19 protein-coding genes are annotated in these 19,686 nt (G+C 41.5%); 8 read left to right on the forward strand and 11 right to left on the reverse strand.

Features of this window, described 5'->3' with window-relative positions; translation table 11 throughout:
• Positions 1–10: 10 nt before the first annotated feature.
• The 3 genes from ACJVC5_RS03170 to ACJVC5_RS03180 all read left to right on the forward strand — a co-directional run bounded on the left by ACJVC5_RS03170 (position 11) and on the right by ACJVC5_RS03180 (position 3,231).
• Complete coding sequence (locus ACJVC5_RS03170) at positions 11–1,108, forward strand: class I SAM-dependent RNA methyltransferase (RefSeq protein WP_408097938.1); 1,098 nt, start codon at positions 11–13, stop codon at positions 1,106–1,108.
• 67 nt (positions 1,109–1,175) lie between these two features.
• Positions 1,176–2,015, forward strand: coding sequence for a tetratricopeptide repeat protein (locus ACJVC5_RS03175; RefSeq protein WP_408097939.1), 840 nt, complete (start codon positions 1,176–1,178; stop codon positions 2,013–2,015).
• A gap of 19 nt (positions 2,016–2,034) precedes the next feature.
• On the forward strand, positions 2,035–3,231 hold the full coding sequence (locus ACJVC5_RS03180; RefSeq protein WP_408097940.1) for a helix-turn-helix domain-containing protein: 1,197 nt from the start codon (positions 2,035–2,037) through the stop codon (positions 3,229–3,231).
• 31 nt (positions 3,232–3,262) lie between these two features.
• On the opposite strand, the gene ACJVC5_RS03185 is transcribed toward ACJVC5_RS03180, so the two are convergent.
• Positions 3,263–4,393: an LptF/LptG family permease gene (locus ACJVC5_RS03185; RefSeq protein WP_408097941.1), complete on the reverse strand. Its 1,131-nt coding sequence runs from the start codon at positions 4,391–4,393 to the stop codon at positions 3,263–3,265.
• Between the two features lie 83 nt (positions 4,394–4,476).
• Here ACJVC5_RS03185 and ACJVC5_RS03190 point away from each other — a divergent pair, with 83 nt between their 5' ends.
• Positions 4,477–6,027: a leucyl aminopeptidase gene (locus ACJVC5_RS03190; RefSeq protein WP_408097942.1), complete on the forward strand. Its 1,551-nt coding sequence runs from the start codon at positions 4,477–4,479 to the stop codon at positions 6,025–6,027.
• Complete coding sequence (locus tag ACJVC5_RS03195; protein WP_408097943.1) at positions 6,017–6,487, forward strand: tRNA (cytidine(34)-2'-O)-methyltransferase; 471 nt, start codon at positions 6,017–6,019, stop codon at positions 6,485–6,487. The genes ACJVC5_RS03190 and ACJVC5_RS03195 overlap by 11 nt, the downstream gene beginning before the upstream one ends.
• Here the strand turns inward: ACJVC5_RS03195 and ACJVC5_RS03200 are convergent.
• A complete protein-coding gene (locus ACJVC5_RS03200; RefSeq protein WP_408097944.1) occupies positions 6,484–7,194 on the reverse strand; it encodes a transglycosylase domain-containing protein in 711 nt (236 codons plus the stop codon). The two genes, ACJVC5_RS03195 and ACJVC5_RS03200, sit on opposite strands and share 4 nt — an antisense overlap.
• A 75-nt stretch (positions 7,195–7,269) precedes the next feature.
• Between ACJVC5_RS03200 and rlmD the strand changes: the two genes are divergently transcribed.
• Positions 7,270–8,412: a 23S rRNA (uracil(1939)-C(5))-methyltransferase RlmD gene (gene rlmD, locus ACJVC5_RS03205; RefSeq protein WP_408097945.1), complete on the forward strand. Its 1,143-nt coding sequence runs from the start codon at positions 7,270–7,272 to the stop codon at positions 8,410–8,412.
• Here the strand turns inward: rlmD and ACJVC5_RS03210 are convergent.
• Entirely contained in the window at positions 8,409–9,941 is a 1,533-nt protein-coding gene (locus ACJVC5_RS03210) for a DUF3413 domain-containing protein (RefSeq protein ID WP_408097946.1), read from the reverse strand. The two genes, rlmD and ACJVC5_RS03210, sit on opposite strands and share 4 nt — an antisense overlap.
• A gap of 141 nt (positions 9,942–10,082) precedes the next feature.
• Between ACJVC5_RS03210 and ACJVC5_RS03215 the strand changes: the two genes are divergently transcribed.
• On the forward strand, positions 10,083–10,265 hold the full coding sequence (locus tag ACJVC5_RS03215; protein WP_408097947.1) for a hypothetical protein: 183 nt from the start codon (positions 10,083–10,085) through the stop codon (positions 10,263–10,265).
• Here ACJVC5_RS03215 and ACJVC5_RS03220 read toward each other — a convergent pair.
• From ACJVC5_RS03220 to ACJVC5_RS03240, 5 genes are all read right to left on the reverse strand, one after another.
• Positions 10,262–11,182, reverse strand: a complete 921-nt coding sequence (locus tag ACJVC5_RS03220; RefSeq protein WP_408097948.1) for a hypothetical protein — start codon at positions 11,180–11,182, stop codon at positions 10,262–10,264. The two genes, ACJVC5_RS03215 and ACJVC5_RS03220, sit on opposite strands and share 4 nt — an antisense overlap.
• 193 nt (positions 11,183–11,375) lie before the next feature.
• Entirely contained in the window at positions 11,376–12,656 is a 1,281-nt protein-coding gene (locus ACJVC5_RS03225) for a hypothetical protein (protein WP_408097949.1), read from the reverse strand.
• Between the two features lie 256 nt (positions 12,657–12,912).
• On the reverse strand, positions 12,913–13,506 hold the full coding sequence (locus tag ACJVC5_RS03230; RefSeq protein ID WP_408097950.1) for a hypothetical protein: 594 nt from the start codon (positions 13,504–13,506) through the stop codon (positions 12,913–12,915).
• A 9-nt stretch (positions 13,507–13,515) separates the two neighbouring features.
• Positions 13,516–14,625: a hypothetical protein gene (locus tag ACJVC5_RS03235; protein WP_408097951.1), complete on the reverse strand. Its 1,110-nt coding sequence runs from the start codon at positions 14,623–14,625 to the stop codon at positions 13,516–13,518.
• A 71-nt stretch (positions 14,626–14,696) separates the two neighbouring features.
• Complete coding sequence (locus ACJVC5_RS03240) at positions 14,697–16,190, reverse strand: lytic transglycosylase domain-containing protein (protein ID WP_408097952.1); 1,494 nt, start codon at positions 16,188–16,190, stop codon at positions 14,697–14,699.
• Positions 16,191–16,459: 269 nt separating this feature from the next.
• Here ACJVC5_RS03240 and ACJVC5_RS03245 point away from each other — a divergent pair, with 269 nt between their 5' ends.
• Positions 16,460–16,975: a hypothetical protein gene (locus ACJVC5_RS03245; protein ID WP_408097953.1), complete on the forward strand. Its 516-nt coding sequence runs from the start codon at positions 16,460–16,462 to the stop codon at positions 16,973–16,975.
• On the opposite strand, the gene lgt is transcribed toward ACJVC5_RS03245, so the two are convergent.
• From lgt to ACJVC5_RS03260, 3 genes are read right to left on the reverse strand one after another with little or no spacing between them, the layout of a single operon-like run.
• Entirely contained in the window at positions 16,976–17,773 is a 798-nt protein-coding gene (lgt, locus tag ACJVC5_RS03250; RefSeq protein WP_408097954.1) for a prolipoprotein diacylglyceryl transferase, read from the reverse strand.
• A gap of 35 nt (positions 17,774–17,808) precedes the next feature.
• A complete protein-coding gene (locus tag ACJVC5_RS03255; protein WP_408097955.1) occupies positions 17,809–18,591 on the reverse strand; it encodes a hypothetical protein in 783 nt (260 codons plus the stop codon).
• 51 nt (positions 18,592–18,642) lie between these two features.
• Positions 18,643–19,524 carry a hypothetical protein gene (locus ACJVC5_RS03260; RefSeq protein WP_408097956.1) on the reverse strand — a complete coding sequence of 294 codons (882 nt, stop codon included), beginning with the start codon at positions 19,522–19,524 and terminating at the stop codon, positions 18,643–18,645.
• Positions 19,525–19,686: the final 162 nt, after the last annotated feature.

The raw sequence follows: 19,686 nt of genomic DNA on the forward strand, positions 1-19,686 counted from the left end.
GGAATTGTTCATGCGCCAAAAACGCCTCATCCCTTTCGAAATTACCAGTATGGATAGCTTGGGACAGGGAGTTAGTAAACTCGGTGATAAAGTAACATTTATTGCTAAAACTACTGTCGGTGACAAGGGGGTCGCTGAAATTCTTGCAGAAAGAAAAGGCGTCACCTTTGCTAAGGTTCATGAGCTCTCAACTCCCTCTTCCCGCCGAATTACGCCAGCATGTATTCATTTTAATACTTGTCCATCCTGCCACTATCAACAAGTGAGCTATGAAGACGAGTTGGAATTTAAAAAAGAGAATTTTCAAAAACTCTTCCGAAAACTTCCTTTGCCTGAGGTTCAAGTCATTGGCGCAGTACGAAGATTTGAATACCGAAATCGGATTCAGCTTCATTATAGTCTCAAATCTAAGCTAATCGGAATGAAGGACCAGTCAAATCGCATCACCAGCATACCTGAGTGCTTAATTGGTCTCCCTGAAGTAAAGGCCGAAATCAAACGCCTTTATCATCAAGATCAGTGGATGAAAGAGGTCCCTAAGGGTCAACCGGAAGGCCACGTTGAGATTTACTGGGTCCAAAATCAAATCAAGACATCCTGGAATAGGCCCTATGCTGATGGTGGCTTTACTCAGGTGTTCGAAGAAATGAATCAAAAACTCAAAACGATTTTGCATGAGAAGTGGATTTTAGAGAAGTCGACTGATTTACTCGACTTATTCGCGGGCAATGGAAATCTCAGTAACGGTTTGAATTATTCTAAGCGCTTAGGCGTGGATCTTTACTCCCAAGTACCTGGCCCAGAGTTCATTAACCAGAATATCTACGATGATTCGGCCTTAAATAGAATTCAATCTGAGCTAAAAAAGAGGGATCTTAAAGTTGAAAACCTTCTCCTGGATCCACCCCGCTCCGGTCTTAAAAACTTAAAAGAATGGATTGAAATACTAAAACCAAAAACGATCGCCTACGTAAGCTGTGATCCTCACACACTTGCCCGAGATGTAATGGCGATAGAAGGCTATACGATTGGTCAGGCCTTTTTGATTGATTTTTTTCCCTCAACCTTTCATTTCGAAAGTTTCATAATTCTCGAGAGGAAAAGCTGATTTTCTTTTTACAAAAATGATCCCCTTACTTAGAATTAAATAAAGCATTTTTTTGTTAGGAGGGGCCATGTTTAAAGCCATTAGTTCAAAATCAACGGGGATCGTTTTCCTGTGCCTGTTTGTGCTGGCCTCATGTGCTTCAAAACAAACCAAACTTCAACAAAAACAAGCTGAGATTTATTTCGGTGCCGGTACACAAAGTTTGATGGATCGCCAGTACACTGAAGCACTTAAAAATCTCATCAAGGCCAACGAACTAAATCCTGACAACACTGAAATTTTGAACAATCTCGGCATGGCCTATTATTTCAAGGGCGAGAAAGATCTTGCTGTGAAAACTCTTAATGCCGCTCTTGAAGCAAGTGATCGTAACTCAGATGCGCGTGTGAACCTCGCCTCTATTTTCTACAAAGACGGTGAAGTTGAAAAAGCTGAAACAATCTACAAACAGGTTCTAAAAGATCTGACTTACGATAAGCAAGCACGCACATATTACAATCTTGGTATCATCGAACTTCAGAACCGCAGAAACATTGTGGGAGCTGAAAACTATTTTAAAAAAGCGATCAAGGAAGACGACAACTATTGTCCTGCTTACTATCAGCTAGGACTAGTTCAGTATCAACGCCGCCAATTCAACTCGGCTTTGACAAATTTTAAAGAGGCCTCTATGGGGACTTGCTACGATTTGCCTGCACCCCACTACTATCAGGCACTAACACTGATCGAACTTCGTCGCTACGATGAGGCACGTATCAAGCTAGATGATGTTGATACTCGCTTTCCCAAAACGACCTTTGCTGTTAAGGCCCGTTCAAAAGCAATCGAACTAAACGAAATTGAATCAAGAAATAAATCTACAGAAGCTCATGCATCAAGGAAGGTGCTTGAATCTCCAGATTTCTAATACACCAAGGATGGGGTAAATGGAAAAACAAGAAATGAACCAGGGAGAAGGGACGAATGCATCAATGGGTCTCCTAGGCGAGTACCTGAAGCAGAAACGTCTCGACAAAAACTTCACGCTTGAGAAGCTTTCTCAAAAAACAAAGATCAGCGTGAACATTCTGAAGTGCCTTGAGGCCAATGACTACGATCATTTGCCAAGTGCCGCTTATATTAAAGGGTTCGTACAAAGTTATGTGAAGGTCTTAGGGATTCCTCAGGATGAGGCGATCACGAAGATGGAATACACTTATCTTAATGTTCTGGGTAAGCCATTCCCGGCCCTCAATCATACAAAACTCATGTCTACGCCAAGCTCTACTCAGCCATTGGCCGGACAAAAATCCCCTACTGACGAAGCTCCTACTCCTCATGAAGTCATTGAAAGTGGTGACTCAATCATTGAGAGCACAAAGTCTATTCTTCCCATCATTATTTTTGGTGCGGTGATTTTACTTTTTGTGGGTGGTTATAAGCTCATCTCTACTGTGGTTGAGAGCGAAGTAAGTGGCCAACAAGAAAAAGATCTTGGTCCAAAAATCGAATCGAGTTCTGCACTAGTTAAGCAACCTGAAAAGGCACCTGAACCTCCAAAGACCGAGGCAACGGCCACTCCTACTACACCGACTGAGGCAACTCCTCCAGCAGCTGAAGCTAAAAAAGAGGAAGTTAAAGCTGAACCAGAGTTCCCTAGAAACTTTCCAACTGTAGACTTTAAAAAAGTTCGCGGGAAACTATTCTCAGTTAAAACTGATGCTCCTGAAAATGAAGATACTGCTATTCTTCCTCAGCAGATCAAAGATTCAATGAACTCTGAGCTTCAAAACATTTACATCCGCGCGACTGAAGGTAACACTTGGTTAAGTTACAAAATTGATAACAATCCCATCGAAAGCGTCATCATTAATAAAGACAGTGATCTTTTCCTACAAGGAAATGAAATCCGTATTTTCCTAGGAAACGTGAAAGTCACTAAGATCTTCTATAACAACTATTTAATCGAAACTCCGACCAAGTCCGGTGTTAAAAGTCTGATCTTCCCGGAAGAAAGCAATGCTAAATTCCAATTGCCGCTCTTCCCGAAGGCAAAGGATGACATCCTCTACACTGCTGAGGACTACATCAAGAGAATGAAACTTGAAGAAGAAGAATTAGAGAAACGAAAAGCCAATCAATAAGCAAAAAAGGCCAGAGCGATCTGGCCTTTTTTTATGACTGCCAATCTAGTTTTCGATAGAACCAAAGACCCAACCCCGTCATTACTGTTACTGGTAAAAATACCGCCACAGGAATAGGAATGACCTCTTTCTTCGCAAAGCTTACGAGAGAAAAATAAAGTCCGTAATAAAGAATCAAACAAAGAAGCCCAATAAGACCCGAGTTCTTTCCTTTTCCACGGTTCCCGGTCACACCCAGAGTGAAACCCAGGAAACAAAAGATGAAACAGACAAAAGCGCCGTTTTTACGGTTCCAAAATTCATACTTGGCGTTGAAGAATTCTTTTTTGTTAAAACGGTAGGCCTTTTCAGCTTCCTCGGGAGTCATTTTTAAGACTCCTTCAAGTTCCTTAGAAGAAAGCATCGTTTCTTTGATACTCAAACGATCTTCAAATTGTTGCTGGGAAACTGGAAACACGTACTTCGAAAAAAGAATTTTTTCCTGATCCGTGCCTTTTGCCTGACCCACAATGTTTCCATCGTGCAGAACGAGGGTCAATTTTTCAGTCAAAGACTCAGCATCTCTTTCAAAAATAAGCTCTCCTCTCTTCGCAAAGATCACCTTCGAGTTTTGAGGATTTTCCTGAATATGAAGAAACACTTCATCGAGATTTCTACCATATTTAGTCGATTTACTCGCAAATAGAGTCAAACTTGGAATCAGAGTAAAAAATTGTCCTTCTTTAATCCCGGCCAGGAGACCACTTGAAGTCAGGTAGTTAAGCTTCTGCTTAAAGGCCTTATTGGATTTAGGAATTACAGTTTGGTTTAACTGATACACACTGACGGTAAGAAGACCGGCAATGATAAGAAACGGAAGAAGGATTTTAAACTTAGTCATCCCCCCTGCGCGCATAGCAATATATTCTGAATCACCTGAAATGCGATTTAAACAATAAATAGTTGAGAAGAATACTGCAATTGGAAGAGAGAGCGGAACGAAGGTAAGAGCAATATTTCCAATCAGTTTGAGGGTAAACCACAGAGAAATATCTCGGGTCACCAGGAGTTCTGTCATCCGAAACAACTCGAAAGTCAGAAGGAAGCTAATAAAAAAGATGGTACTCACCACCAAAGGCAGAACAAATTGTGCGGCAAGGTATCGTTGCAATAAAAGCTTCATATTTTTATCCTAAGAACAAAATACTCCAGATTCACCTTTCCTTCAAGAAATGGCAGAATAGGGTGACTAATAAAGGAGCTTCCATGCTATTTAAACTCGACACTGTTGGGGATCAGTTCCTCGGCGCTGAATTAAAGATCCTCACTGCATTCCAAAAAACTGCCACTACAGCAGCAAAAACTACAAAAGGTGCAAAAGCTGCCAAAGCTGAATCATCTGTTTCTATCGACCATTGGTCAGACAAAGGTCTTAAAGAAGAATTCGCAAACCTAAAATCAGCCGCGAAATTCAAAGGTGCTAAAGACGAAACTCTTTCATTCACTGGCGCTACCGGTGAGACAGTTTGGGTTGTTGGTCTTGGTGATAAAACAAAATATGAAGCAGAAGATCTTCGTAAGTCAGTTGCTAAAATTTACAAGGCCGCTAAAGCTGGAAAATTTTCAACTGTGGCCTTCGATGTTCCTGGTTTCAACACTCTTAAAGACGAAGCTCTTACAACTTCTCTAATCGCTGAAGCGATTTATCTTTCAGACTACTCTTTCGATAAATATAAGTCGAAAAAGCCAGAATCAGCAGAAGTGACTATTGTGTTCGCTCATGTTGAGAAAAAGAACTCTGCAAAAATCGAGAAGGCACTTGCTTCAACTCAGAACATCTGTGAATCAATTAACGTTATTAAAGACTACGTTAACGAAGCACCAAACGTCCTTCACTCTGAAGAATATGCTCGTCGTGTAGAAGCTGACGTTAAGAAGAACCTTAAAGGTGTAAAAATTAAAGTTCTTAACAAGGCACAGATCCAAAAAGAAAAAATGGGTATGTTCCTTTCTGTGAACGCTGGTTCAGCTTACGAGCCTCGCCTTGTTCACCTTACTTATGAGCCACCAAAGTCTACTTCTAAGACAAAGCACATCGCTCTTGTTGGTAAAGGTATTACTTTCGATACAGGTGGATACTGTGTGAAGCCAGGTGCAAGCATGGCCGGCATGAAGAATGATATGGGTGGTTCAGCAACTGTTTACGGTGCTTTCCGTGCAGCGGTTCTTGAAAAAGCTCCAGTTAAAATCACTTGTATCCTTGCTATGACTGACAACGCGATCAACGAGCTTGCTACAACTCCAGACGCAATCGTTACTGCTCGAAATGGTAAAACTTGCGAAATCCTGAACACAGATGCTGAAGGTCGCTTGATCCTTGGTGATGCTCTTGATTACGCTTGTGACCAAGGTCCTGATTACATCATCGACGCTGCCACTCTTACTGGCGCTGCTCTAGTGGCCCTTGGTAACCAGGTTTGTGCGATCCTTGGTAACGATCAGAAATGGATCAATGAAATTCTTGGTTCAGCAAAAGCTCAAGACGAATATATGTGGCAACTTCCAATCATCAATGAGTGGAGACAAGATATTAAGTCTAAGATCGCTGACATCAAAAACATTGGTACTCCGATGAGAGCTGGTACTGCAATCGGTGCTGCTTTCCTAGAAGAGTTCATTAAGAACGATATTAAGTGGGCCCACCTAGACGTAGCTGGTGTTGTTGATTCTCAATCGCACCTTCCATACTGTTCTGGTCACGGAGCTTCTGGTCTAATCGTTCGTACTCTGACTCACCTATTGGTTAATGCAAAATAATACCAAATTTAAGATTGTACTATTTGCGCCTGAGATTCCCGGTAATACCGGGAGTATCGGGCGCACTTGTGTCGCCCTTAATCTCGAACTCATTTTGATTAAGCCTTACGGTTTTGAAATTGATGAGAAGGCCGTTCGTCGCGCCGGTCTCGACTATTGGAAACATGTAAAGCTTCGTGAATTTGACTCTTGGGAAGACTTTCTCATTCGTGAGAATCCGCCGAGAGAAAAACTGTTCTTCTATGAGAACAATGGTTCCAAACTTCACTATGAAGCACCCTATTCTCAAGACTGCTATTTGATTTTTGGTGGTGAGACTCGAGGCATCCCTTACGAAGTTGAGCAGGAATACCAGTCGCAAATTTATCAGTTGCCTATGTACTCAAAAGAAATTCGTTCGCTGAACCTTTCTAACGTTGCCACTGCCGTGGCCTATGAGTGTTTAAGGCATCTCATCTAACGCTCCCAAGACAGTTTTGAATTCTTCAGTGCTTCGTACTGGTCTAAGGAAAGGACCTTCCCCATTCGCATTTTGGTGAGAATGGCATTCACTCTTTGACGGGCAAAGCTTGTAAGTTTCTTGTTCTTATAAGAAATATAATAACGTTTAGGGCTTGGTAGAAGCATCGCCAGGAATGCCGCTTCTTTTGGATTGATGGCCGAAGGATGCTTTCTGAAGTAGTGGTAAGAAGCGGCCTTGATTCCATGAATTTTTGGACCGAATTCGATCACATTTAAATACACTTCAAGAATGCGGGCCTTAGTAAGTACCTTCTCTACTTTTTGAGCAAGAATGATTTCGTGGACCTTACGCCAGATGGTTCGATCTTCTGAGAGGAAAACGTTTTTTACCATCTGCTGAGTGATGGTACTTGCTCCTCTAAATCTTTCTCCATCGGCCATTTCCCCGAGTGCCACTTTCATTTGCTCAAGATCAATGCCTTGATGCTGATAAAAACTCCAGTCCTCAGAAAAGATAATCGCCCACTTTGCAAAACTCGACATCTCTTTCAAGCTCGCCCAATTTTTGGGACGACCAGGTTTTAATTCATATTCTGGAGTTTCTACATTTTGATTTTTAGCATGAGGATACAGAGTTTTAAGCTTTTCCACATCGTGTGAGAAGTACATGTATAGAGGACTAAGGAGCATCAGTACGATGACCACATATAGAATCTTCCAAAGTACTGGTTTGAAACTTGCCCTTATCATCTTTCCCCGTTATGAGTATGATTATACTTTATGAAAAATATTTGTGGTTACTTTCAGCAAGGCATTTGTCATTCATGTGATCTCATGGAAGTGGATTATCGTGATCAGCTTCAGTTAAAAGAGAAGCTGTTGTCAGAATCACTCAAAGATTTTTCATCTTCCCTCCTTCCTTCGGTCGCTTCACAAGAATTCTCTTTTAGAAATAAAGCTAAATTTGTGGTCACTGGCACCATGGAAAATCCAGTAATTGGATTATGGGGTGAGAAAGACCTGGATTCAGGAAGGGAACTTCTTCATTGTCCCCTTCACTTGGATGAAATCAATCAGGCCCTTCCTGCGATCAAAAAATTTATCACTGATGCGAAGTTAGTTCCCTATAACATTGAGGCCAAAAGGGGCGAGCTCAAGGGAATCATTCTTTTTTACTCTCCTTCGAGTAAAGAATCTTATCTGCGCTTTATCATGCGTTCGAAAGAGGCAGTTTCTCGAATTACGAAGCATCATCTCGCGCTTCTTAAAGAAGTTCCTCATCTAAAATCTATTTCGGTAAATATTCAACCGGTTCCTCATGCCTTGCTTGAAGGTGAAGAAGAAGTCTTTATCACTGAAACGACTTCCGTGACTCATCGTCTTGGATCAGTTGATATGAAACTCGGGCCTCGGGCCTTTGTTCAAACCAATCAAGCGGTCGCTGAAAAACTTTATGCGACGGCGGCCAATTGGGTGGAAGAATCAGGATCGAAAAGGTTTCTGGAGCTTTTCTGTGGGCAAGGAGCCTTTAGTTTCTTCGTTGCTCCTTACATTGAAGAGGGACTCGGCATTGAAATCAATGCAGACGCGGTTCTTCAGGCCAATCTTACGGCCGCAAAACAAAATCTCTCTCACTTAAAATTCAAGAGCGCTGATGCTGGCAAGGTCTCAGATGAATTGAAAGCATTTGATCCAGAAGTGATTCTAGTGAATCCTCCTCGTAGAGGACTTGCAGATGCCACGGACTTGATTATTAACCAAAGACCCGAGCATCTGATCTATTCAAGTTGTAACTATGAAACTCTGGCGCAGGATTTAAGAAAACTCTCTCTTCACTATTCAGTAAAGAGAGTTCAGTTGTTTGATATGTTCCCGCAGACCAGACATTTTGAAACGCTGGTGCTGCTGGAACTTAAAAATTAATTGGGCTTTGTGTATTTGTTGTTGATCTTGAGGGCCTTAAAGATCAATTCGCGACGAGGTTGAGCTTCCCCACCTTTAAGAGAAACATCTGAAATATTTCCACCAGCAACTGTTGTTAAAACAGATTTCGACAGATCCAAAATTTTAAAATTATCTTTTCCACTTACTAGAAGCCAGTCTCTTCCCTCATCAAAAAGGGACTTACCTAGGCCAACGGAATGATAAACTTTTTTACATCCTAGTGCCGTGTCCATCAAAGTCGGAATGACATCGTAGCTAGAAGTCGCGTGATCAATTTCATCCGCTTTTCTGTCCGGTGTAAAAACCAGAAGTGGCATCATCAGACTTGATGGGCCAGAATGGCCACCTGTCATAACAATATAAGTATCTTTTAAGAGGCCTTCTTTCTGAAGTTCTAACACAACACTTTGGATGAGTTTATCTACTTCACCTGCATGCTGAATAAAAGTCAGATTCAATGAATATGACTGAATCAGATCTGAAGAACGATTATTCGCCCAATCTTTAAACGACTGAAGCGTTTTTTCATCATGCTCCGAAGGACTCGAAGTTGCCGTAGCATCATTACCTAGGTCAACGATCTCATACTGACGACGATCAAGTTCAGTCATGATTGCTGGACTAACGTCCTTGGCAGTCGTTTGATAACTTGAAGGAATTGAATAATAGAGAGAAAAAATTCCACCATTGGCATCAGTGCTCACACTATAATGCGAGTTAAAACTCATACCGTGTTTTTTCATATGAAACACATTTGGCATAAGTTCAGGATTAAGCTGATCCTGTGACCACTCTTTGATGACAATCATGACGATGTTAGGATTGTTCTTTCCGGTACAAGAAAGTTTTGAAGAAGGATAATGAAGAGTTCGTGTGTCTACGACTTTATTTTCATCCTCTCTCTTTGGATTGAAATCCAGAGGAAAAAGTGAAGATAAACGAGGATCAATACTTCCGTAATGATAGATTGATTTACCGATCAGTAGGCATAGAACAATTAAAACCAAGTACCAGTTTTTAACCGGATTACTAAAGCGAGTTTGCATGTAACGCCAAACTCTTTCTCCTCGAATCCAAATAACAACGGCCAGAACAACGAGACCGATAGCACCGATCATTGTTCCATTTGCTCCGACTAGATTCTGCACTCCCTCTGACATCACAAGTTTTGAAAGAAAACTATAGATGTGAAGTTGATATGAAGAGAAGGCCACAGCATCTAACAAGATGAAGAGATTCAAAATCAAAATTAATAAAAGAGACCAGAACCGCGAAACATAATAAGTCGGCATGAGGAGGACAATCGGACAGTACAAAAGAAAGTACACGATTGCATTCGCGATACCATAATGACCAATGAGTGTTGTTACGTAATACACCCAATCAGTTGGTGTCTGTGGTAATACAAAACTTTTTAGATAAAGGAGCGCGATCAATGTTGATAATGGCCAAGAAATGCCAAAAAAAATCTTACGTCCCCAAGAAAGAACAAAACTTCTGCGATTCATGTATGCCTCTTTAATTCCTTTCTATTCTAATAGAAACACGTCGCATTAAGCAGCCGGATTCTAAAGGTAAATCTTTCCATTTGAAAAATGTGTTTGATATATCAAACTTTCGTATTACGATTTATACAGAGCGAGGTGGGCATGATCGTCCGACATTCTTTGAAACTCTTGGAACAACTATCAGAACTTGAAGACATCATTCAACAGATTGAGCATCTAATGGATGAAAAGGGTGTTGATTGTAATCGGGAATTGATTTTACTGAAGATTTTGAAGGGTCGGGAAGCTCAATTCGCTCCCCGACTGCCAAAGAAAAAAGATTAGAATAGGAAATCAGCACCAAGGCCGAAGAAGTTCTCACGACGTTTAACTTCTTCGCCAGCTCCATCAAGAGTATCGTAATCAGAATTACGAGACATGCCATAGTGAAACTTGGCAATGAAGCTTTCTGTAATCAGATATTTTGCTATGAAACGGAAATCCAAATCCACATGATCATCAGCTTGAATATCTTTATCAATCTCACCTACGCGAGTAGCTTGAGCAGAGATAAGAGTCATGAACTCATTAACCGGGCGGTATTGGTAAGTTGCACGAAGATAGATGTCTTGAGATGAATCTTCATCGATTGTAGTGTCACCACCAGCTGATCTTTGCTTGTAATCGCCTTCTTGGTTGTAGATAAAACCAGCGGCCAATTGCCATTCGTTCGCCTCATTCCATTTGCGGCCAGTACGCGCATTCAACTCATATGAGTTTCTGCCATTGGCGTAGTTACCATTTTTTGGTCCTGGTCCAAGTGAGCCTTTCTCTGCGTCTTGAACATTGATTTTTGCAATGAAACCGAAGTCAACGTTGTAACGTGAAGAGTTTTGATTCAAAAGACGATAGTTTAAACCAACAGCAGGGTTAGCTAGGCCATTACTGTAGAATGAATTTTGGTTTAAAGAAGCATCTGTATTCGTTCTGTCTTCAGTTTGATTATTGATGATGTAATCAAGACCAAGGAAAGCATTGATTGAATTAGAAAACGCGTAAGCATAAGTTGCTGAGAACAAGTTTCCGCGTGTCTCAGTCGTCTGATTGGCCTTATTTTCTGACTTATAATATGTCTGAAAAATATCTAGCGTTAGGTTTTGTTGGTGCTCTTTTAAAAAAAAGTTAACGTCACCAAATTTCAATTCTTGTGCGCTTGCTGCTGATACAACAAGTAGACCAGCTACCGCGATCATTCTTTTCATCGACCCGCTCCTTGTGTTTCAAAAATTGTACTATTTTAGTTAAAAAATAACTAATGGATTTTCCTAACAGGGAATGGCCGGTTTTTGAGTTAACTTGGAGCCGGAATGGGACTGAATCCTTAAGATTAGATGGGTAAAAACGAAAAAGGGCCCGGAAAACCGGGCCCTCGTATCTTTATCAGTTAAGAAAAGATTAGAAACGGTAAGTCATAGCTACACGAGACATAAGGTTGTCTGTGCGAAGTGTACCGTTACCAGCACCAGTGTTCTCACCAGCAACAGCAGAAGTAGCATCAGCTGTACCAACTACACCGTCAACTGAAAGTTCGCCGAACTTAAGAGTTGCACCAGCGTTGATTGCTGTAGAGTTACGAACTGTAGATTCTGTACCGTTGATTTCATTTGTACCCCAAACAACTTGAGATACTGAACCACGAAGAGTTAACCAAGAAGTAGCTTCAGTCTCAAGACCGATAACAACTGGAACACGTTGAGTTTTGTATTCTTTACAAGCAGTGATACCACCATTTTCGCAAAGAAGACCGAATAGAGAAGCCGCAACACCAGCACCTTTACCGTGTTCATTTTCGATATCACGCATAAAGAATGAACCTTTTACGAAAAGGCTAGATTTGTCGTTAAGACGCTCAACACGGCCAATACCGATTTCACCTTGCTTAGATGAAATATCTTTCTTCTGGCTGATACCAGCAGCGAAAGCACCAGCACCAGTAGCCTGGATATCTGAAGACATATCGAATGAACGGTAGTCTACGAATAGAGTGTTGCCATTGATAGCGTGGATAGCACCTACTTGGTAACCTAGATCACCTTCGAACTTAGCTGCACCAGTAAGGCTGCCCACTGGAGCTGCTGCAGTATCAGTAACAGATGTTTCACCTTTAGCGTTATTGATAATGTTGATGTTAGCGTAAACTTGAGTATCACCCATGATAACACCAAGACGAGTTCTCATAGCTTCAGAAGAAACTGGAGAATCTTCTTGAGCAGTTTTTGCGTACTCAAGGTTAGCACCCCATTTAATACCAGCGTCGCCACCTAGGAAAAGAGCAAGGTTATTTTCTTCTAAACCTGTTCCCTGGAAAGAAACGTCAGATTGATTAGCAATATCAGCAGAAGCGTCGATTAGACCGGCACCAGTGCGAAGAGCGTTACCAGTATTTGAAGCACCACCGAACTGGACACCCCAAACTAGGTTACCCATAGCTTTGAATGCGCCACCTTCACCACGAGCAGTTTCAGCAGAATCTTGATTTACGTTTCCGCCGAACTCGTAAGTAACAAGGTCTTTGTGGTTGTTAACTTGAGCAGAGTTAAGCCAGATGTTACGGTTGTCGTTGATGTAAGCTGAACCGTAAGAATCTTCGCCTAGAGCTTGAAGGCGAGCCTTCGTAGCGAAAGCTGGTGTTGCTAGAACAGCAAGTCCAAGTGCAACTGTTAGCTGTTTTTTCATGAAATCTCCTTTTTGATAATGACGTACTGTCATTCCTATTCATGTAGTAAGTAGCTAAAAACTAAAAATCCATTTATTACTTAAAGTCTCACCAACCAATATTCCTTTGGCAATAAAATTTTTATTTGCAGTAGAACCAGAAACAGGTCCTATGAGTATCAATTTTTTGACGATCACTGCCCCTATCATAGGAGAAATGAAAAATAAAAAGGCCACCGAGTGGTGGCCTTCGTGAGAAAAATCTTGTTAAGAAATTTTAAAAAAGGATATCAAACTTAAGAAAGTTGATCTTAATTTCGTTACCTGATTTGAAATATTCATCACGAATATCCCCGCCGTAACGCTTAAGAGTTACAGCAAAAGTTGGAGCATATGAGATGTTCGCAACTGAGTATTGGCCAAGGTCAAAACGCTTACCAAACTCAAGATCAGTGAAGAAATTGAAGCCAGACTCATCATCAAGGCCTTTAGCTTCTACAGTCATTCTCTCGATACCGATCATTGCACCAGCAAAGAAAGACTCTTTAATGTTGTCAGCCTGGAAGTTATAAAGAAGTCCACCAGCAGCACCCCAAGCAGTGTTAACTGAGTCTACACCCCAATCAACGTCCTGACGGTTGATGTAAGCTTTCGCTTTCCACATAAGACCAACGTATTGTTCCCAGTTTTGAGCGTAGTTAAGATTTAGACGGAAAGTCGTTTCATCACGATCTGTGCCTTTTCCGCTATCAGATTTAATAAGTAGTCCACCAGTGTACGAAAGATCAAAAGCATCGATAGAAACGATACGGCTTTGAGCAGAAGCGATAACTGATGATACAAGTAGAACCAACGCGAGCAAGAATTTCATGTTATCTCCTTATAAAAGAACTCTTGATAAAAACTTTTCTTGAGTGTGATCTGCCGACATCGGGGCCGCTTGGCCCAGAAAACGAAGAGTCGGAAAATCAAAGGCCATTTGTTCAATAGCAGCATCTTTAACATCCGAAATAAACATTTCATCGTCGAAACGGATGTACTCTTTGCTGATGTGTTTTTCGATATCAGGGAACACACGATCCAATACACGCTTCATCAATTTGATTTTAGCGGCAAGATCTTCAGATTGTGGCTCTTCCTCATGAATTAAAAACAACACGTGGCAAAGCTGCTCTTTATTTTGATAGTTGTAAGATTCAAATTCCACCAGGAAATGACCCCATTCATGGGTCATACTTTGTGGGATGAAAAGAGTCTTCTCTTCTGGATAAATTTCTTTATTAAGTTTCCATGTCACAGAAATCGCCGCTTGAACTCTTACCGATGAACAAACATCAATAAGTTCAGGAGTCAGCTGCTCTTTGTTTTGAAGAAGGTTCAAAAACTTTTTCGGTGATAGCGAAACATAAAGATTTTCGGCCGTAAGAATAGAAAAATCTTTGAATGAAAGACGCCATTCTTTTTTATCCACTAACTCATCAGGAGTGGTCTTTTCGATGGCCTCAAAAATTCTAATTTCCGAATGATCTTTTAAAATTTGATCTAAATTTTCCCAGTCTTCAGTCGAGAAAAGTCCCGCGAGTTCAAGCTTATAGCCTTTACCGATGAAGAAATCTTCGCCAGTCTGAAGCTCCATAGATTTCGCTCTACCGCCAAAATCATGAAACTTTCCATCCTTATAGAAAGAGGCCTCTTTTTGCTGAGGCATGATTTTAGCGTTATGAAATTTGCGATAGATCGCTTCAACCGCTGAAGCTGAACGAAGATGGGAAACACCAAACTCGTAGTTCTCAATCAAGTTCTGGCGATTGATCGGTCTCGATGTAATGAGACGAACTGATTCATCCGGAAATGATTTACGGATTTCAACCAGTCTCAAAACAGCGCCTAGATCCTGGCCGATGATGATGTGACGGTAATGTTTAGAGGAAACTTTATCTGCAGCCCCACTCTTGGAATCTTTAAAATGCTTTAGTAGACCAAAACTCATGGGCAAATCTTATAAAAAAAAAACCACTCTTACGAGTGGCTTTTCTTTAAAAAAGATTTTTCGGTGTTTTCTTAGCGAATGGCGAGACGGTCACCTGGAAGAATCGTGCGTCTCTTAATGATGTGACGGTTAGTTCGGATGATTGTACTCATCGGAACACCAGTTCTTTGGGCCACGCGCCACAAAGTGTCCCCTTTCTTCACAGTGTAGAACACAGAAGGGTTTTTAATAAGCTTACCTTTCTTGCTGTATGAGCTGATCAAACGATCGTAGCTACGACGACGAGAGGTTTTTCTAGTCGATTTCTCATAAATGTCCGCGTACATGCTGGCGTGAAGAGAGTGATCTTCACGGAACGGCAAATAAACGACCGTTTTTGGGTTAAGCCTTTTCTCAGAGATGTCTGGGTTAAGCTCCGATAAAACATCTACTGGAACTTTGAACTTACGAGAAATGTGCTGAAGTGAAGACTGACCATTGGTCACGTAAGTCTTAAAGCTATCAGCAACTACAGAGTCCTTGTCCTTATACTCATCCCAAGCATCTTTCGCACCAACCGGTACACGAAGAGGATATGTCTCTACATAAGGAGGGATTTGCCATCTAACAACTTCTGGGTTGTAGCGCTTCACTTCTTCGAAATCTAGCTCAAGGACTTCTGCCACTTCGTAAAGATCGGCGTTCCCTTTCACCATGATTTCTTCATAATCCAGGGCCTTCTCGAACTCAATATCAGTGAAACCGAACACGTCTAAGTTTTTACCGATGATCGCAAGGGCCATGATTTTAGGAACGTAGTTTTTTGTTTCTGGACGAAGGTAACGGCCCTTCGACATTTGCCAGAAGTCCTTCGTGCGGTACATGCGAATAGCGCGGGCGATTTTTCCTTCACCAGCGTTATATCCAGCGGCCGCTAGCTCCCAAGAGCCAAATAGACCGTGGAGCATCTTTAAATAGTTTGCAGCTGCGATCGTGGCCTTAAGTGGGTCACGTCTTTCATCTACATACCAGTCAATGTTAAGACCGAATTTTTTCCCTGTGGCCGGCATGAATTGCCAAGGGCCAACTGCTTTCGCCCACGACCGGGCATGGTTCTGGAAACCAGATTCTGCCATCGCGAGGTAAATCAAATCACGTGGAAGACCATTGTCCGCCATGATTTTTGAAAGAACCGGAGCATAGCGACCAGCACGTTGAGTGTAATTCACAAAATGCTTACGACCGCGGCCAGTGAAAAACTTCACCCACATCGCAGTCTGTTTGTTCCATGTAACGGGGATATCAAATTTTGTATTAGTAAGACCTAGCTCACGAGCGGCCTCGGAAGAGATCTCATAAGTTTGAAGTGGAGCTGTGAAAGTTAATTCATGGGCAGATCCATGAATACAACCAGAACAATTAGGAAGATCTTTTTCAATCAGCTGTTCTTGAACGCGATAATATTCGGCCTGTTCAGCAACGGTAGGATTATAGGATTTTTTACTGGATGTTTTTTTGGTGGTCGTTGTAGAACATGCCGTGAGTAGCAGAACTGCAAGCGGCATCATGGCCATCATTTTCATCATCTTTAATCCTTAATCTTCCGGGAGTAAGTAGGATTTCCCCGTCTACTAAACAGAATAATCCATTTGAACTTTCACCCCAAGAAGGCAAAAAAATTTTGTCCCGATGAGCTATAAACAAAGTCAATTCAGTGACTTGAATACAACTTTCTGTAGGACCAAAAACACGCTTTACTTAAACACAAATCTTTGCTTTTTGAAATCTTAACTAAAAGAGTCAAATACCTAGAAAGAGGAACCGGTCGCTCTTAAAAGGTGCTAAAATAAATGTTATGTTAAAACTCCTTATCATCTTGCCATGCCTCCTCCTCATGTTTCAACCTTTAAACGCTAAAGTTGAAGCACCTAATTACAATTTTAGCCTCGATACTTTGAATGATTTCATGCCTGGGAAGCCAGAAGCAGAGTTGGAGAAGAAATACGGAAAGCCGGAAATGATGAGTAATGAAGGGGGAATGAGGACTTTAAAATTTCAAGTTGCCCACATTCGCTATAAATTCCCGGTGATCGTGCAAGTCCGAGAAGGAGAAGTTCAGGATTTTTTCGCCCGTCTTCCTTCTTATTTTCTCCATGATGTGTTTTTCCAATCACTGATCAATCGCTTGGGTAAACAAACCACATATAAGAAAACCGGCGAAGAGGCCTACTATACTTGGGACGCCAAACCCCTAAAGCATATTTATAGTGCTGCTTGTACCATCACCTGCTTCCCTATTTTCTATGCAGTTCATCCGGCCGATATGACCTCGAACCTAATGAACAAAATGAAAAAAGCGAATTCGAAATAATTAGCGCTGAGTCAAAGGGTTCTTTACGTTAACTTTCTTAGCGTACATCAGAATGAAGTACGAAAGAATAATCATCGCAAGACACAGAAACTGACCCATGGTGAAGTAGCCAAAGTAATAACCCAGCTGCGCATCCGGCTCTCTAAAGAATTCAACGATAAAGCGGAACACACCATAGCCCAATAAAAACACCGCACTTACGACACCGTAGAAACGTTCGCGTTTGTGGATGTAGAAAAGAATTCCGAAAAGGAGAATCCCTTCCATCAGACCTTCATACAATTGTGAAGGGTGACGAGGAAAAGGTCCGCCGCCAGGAAATACAATCCCGGCCCATGAATCAGTCACACGTCCGTAAAGCTCACCGTTAATGAAGTTCCCAAGGCGACCAAACAGAAGTCCTGGCGAACCGGCAACTGCCATACAGTCGGCGATTTGGAAGAAATGAACATTGTTCTTTTTAGCGAAAATCAGGGTCGCGATACACATGCCGAAAACGGCGCCGTGGAATGAAAGTCCACCTTTCCAAACAGAAAAGATGTCCATCAAGTTAACTGAATAGTATTCCCAGTTGTAAATGAAAACATAGAAAAGACGAGCACCAAGAAACATCCCGATGATGAGCATCGTAATGTATTTATCAATTGCCTCTTTGTCTAAAGGCCAAAACTTTTTGTTCGCAAGATACTTCAGGATGAAGCTACCAACAACAAAGCCTAAAACATACATGGCCCCATACCAGCGTACTTGTAAAGGCCCAACTGAAAAAATGACGGGATCAATCCATTCTTGATTCATTGGAGTAGCTTATAAAACTAAATGGGTGAAGACAACTACAGATTCAGCAGGTTTTCTGTCACAGCATAAGTTCCCGTCACCTGAGAACTGAGATCATAGATCACTTTCTTCATGGAGTGGGAAATGCCGTTAAAACTTAAAAGACAAGTTGATACACTTAAAAAAGAAATAATGTCTTCCCGTGACATCGTGGTGGGATGACCCACCTCTTTATCCTTGCGGAGAAGTTTAAGTGAAGCACCAAGACGGATCTCTCCGCCATTAGTAAAAATCATTTTCTTTTGAGCATCTATGATCACTGCTTCACCAAAAGACTGGGCCTGTTTCATGGCAATGACCGTGTCGTCTTTAATAGTGCCCCAGTAACAAAGTACACCCTGCGGGGCCAATGCTTGGGCAAGATAACGGACCAGGATCACTCGAAGTCCTACCATCTGATCAGTGTGAGAAATTTCAGGATTAATAGCAAGGTCCCAAAGAGTCTTATTCTGAGGAACACCCATCACACCTACTTTGCGATAAGTGTAAACAGGAACACCCATTTGAAGCGATAACGACTCCGGGCCATATTTATCTAAAAGATCCGAACCATTGATTTGAATTTGTAGTCGGGCACTCGCCTCTTGAATCGTAAGAATACGCGTGTGAACACGTTGAAGCTGAACTTTTTTAGATTCCTTATCATTTAGCTGCCCGAATCCCATTTCATTAAGAAGATGAGTGAACTTTGTATTGAGTTCATTACTTTTCAACCTCACAAACACCGGATAGTCGTGAGCTTTACGAAACTGAAAATAAATCCATGTAATGTTTTCCATACAAACCTCTCCTAAGACCTATCGGTATTAAGAGATGATTAATGAGGAACTTTAGTCGGAGTCATCTTGTCGGGTATCTTTATCCAATTCACTGATAAATTTTAGAATGTCCTGATCAGACATCATCTCTGGTCCATGCCATTTGATATGAGACTCAGTCTGATGAAGGATCTCGTTTAAGTCAGTGAGCTTCGCAATACTCTTCTCCATGATGGGAATAAGCTCATCATCCGGGGGCAGCTTCTTACTCAAAATGAAAATGGCTATTTTAAGGGTCTGGATGGGAGTATTGGTGCGGTCACGGATGTTCAAAAAAATCTTTGCCACTTTTTCGTAGGCCAGGGCCTCTGCATGCTTGATACTCAGTTCTCGAATGATCTTTTCGTCCCGATAACGAAAGAAAAGAAGAAACAAAGAAACCACTCCGAACAAAATGGTTGTAATGGGCTCGAAACCTAAGATCACCATTTTCAAATTCGGTATATCAAAATAAGACCACATCACCACTGCTTCTACACCAAAAGCAATCATCATCAATAAGTTTATCCAAAAAGGTCCAGGGATTAAGAATGCGAGAGCGAAGAAATGCAGCTTGATGGCAATAAAAGGACTAAAGGCCAAAGAATGAAAAATAAAGATTTCGTGCTGATGCCAGGTCAAATAATAGTAGGGCCCATAGAGCATGATGAACAGACCAACGGCCAATTCAATTGACCATTTTTTACGAGTTAAAAAAGCAATAATAAGCCCAATCACCGAAATGGCCACATGGACCCATTGAAGACGTTGATGAAGATCATTTTGATAGGCCGAGGGAGAGACGTAAATGACCAGAAGAGTTGTGGTCAAAACCAGGAATGAAAGCGTTACCACAACATTCCAAGATGTATGCTTCCGAACACTCAATCCGAAGTGAGCAAAGTTCGCCCTCATTCTTTTAGGCTAATGGAAGAAGAGTCACCTGTAATTCGAGTTGCATTAGGGGGGTGTTAGAAAAGTGTCTAAACTTTTGACACCCGCTTTTTTTTAGACGGAAAAAGGAAATTTTAAGCATTTGTTAAGGGCACGTCAGTGGCATAAGAATTGCTTATAGAT

The organism is Peredibacter sp. HCB2-198 (assembly GCF_045999315.1).
GTDB lineage: Bacteria > Bdellovibrionota > Bacteriovoracia > Bacteriovoracales > Bacteriovoracaceae > Peredibacter.

What these genes read in the sequence shown, in the direction of transcription:
- ACJVC5_RS03215 (WP_408097947.1), top strand. Translation starts at nt 10,083, where the DNA reads ATGATCGTCCGACATTCTTTGAAACTCTTGGAACAACTATCAGAACTT.
- ACJVC5_RS03245 (WP_408097953.1), top strand. Translation starts at nt 16,460, where the DNA reads ATGTTAAAACTCCTTATCATCTTGCCATGCCTCCTCCTCATGTTTCAA.
- ACJVC5_RS03230 (WP_408097950.1), bottom strand. Translation starts at nt 13,506, where the DNA reads ATGAAATTCTTGCTCGCGTTGGTTCTACTTGTATCATCAGTTATCGCT.
- ACJVC5_RS03210 (WP_408097946.1), bottom strand. Translation starts at nt 9,941, where the DNA reads ATGAATCGCAGAAGTTTTGTTCTTTCTTGGGGACGTAAGATTTTTTTT.
- ACJVC5_RS03185 (WP_408097941.1), bottom strand. Translation starts at nt 4,393, where the DNA reads ATGAAGCTTTTATTGCAACGATACCTTGCCGCACAATTTGTTCTGCCT.
- lgt (WP_408097954.1), bottom strand. Translation starts at nt 17,773, where the DNA reads ATGAATCAAGAATGGATTGATCCCGTCATTTTTTCAGTTGGGCCTTTA.
- ACJVC5_RS03225 (WP_408097949.1), bottom strand. Translation starts at nt 12,656, where the DNA reads ATGAAAAAACAGCTAACAGTTGCACTTGGACTTGCTGTTCTAGCAACA.
- rlmD (WP_408097945.1), top strand. Translation starts at nt 7,270, where the DNA reads ATGAAAAATATTTGTGGTTACTTTCAGCAAGGCATTTGTCATTCATGT.
- ACJVC5_RS03170 (WP_408097938.1), top strand. Translation starts at nt 11, where the DNA reads ATGCGCCAAAAACGCCTCATCCCTTTCGAAATTACCAGTATGGATAGC.
- ACJVC5_RS03255 (WP_408097955.1), bottom strand. Translation starts at nt 18,591, where the DNA reads ATGGAAAACATTACATGGATTTATTTTCAGTTTCGTAAAGCTCACGAC.
- ACJVC5_RS03190 (WP_408097942.1), top strand. Translation starts at nt 4,477, where the DNA reads ATGCTATTTAAACTCGACACTGTTGGGGATCAGTTCCTCGGCGCTGAA.
- ACJVC5_RS03195 (WP_408097943.1), top strand. Translation starts at nt 6,017, where the DNA reads ATGCAAAATAATACCAAATTTAAGATTGTACTATTTGCGCCTGAGATT.
- ACJVC5_RS03240 (WP_408097952.1), bottom strand. Translation starts at nt 16,190, where the DNA reads ATGATGAAAATGATGGCCATGATGCCGCTTGCAGTTCTGCTACTCACG.
- ACJVC5_RS03175 (WP_408097939.1), top strand. Translation starts at nt 1,176, where the DNA reads ATGTTTAAAGCCATTAGTTCAAAATCAACGGGGATCGTTTTCCTGTGC.
- ACJVC5_RS03220 (WP_408097948.1), bottom strand. Translation starts at nt 11,182, where the DNA reads ATGAAAAGAATGATCGCGGTAGCTGGTCTACTTGTTGTATCAGCAGCA.
- ACJVC5_RS03260 (WP_408097956.1), bottom strand. Translation starts at nt 19,524, where the DNA reads ATGAGGGCGAACTTTGCTCACTTCGGATTGAGTGTTCGGAAGCATACA.
- ACJVC5_RS03180 (WP_408097940.1), top strand. Translation starts at nt 2,035, where the DNA reads ATGGAAAAACAAGAAATGAACCAGGGAGAAGGGACGAATGCATCAATG.
- ACJVC5_RS03235 (WP_408097951.1), bottom strand. Translation starts at nt 14,625, where the DNA reads ATGAGTTTTGGTCTACTAAAGCATTTTAAAGATTCCAAGAGTGGGGCT.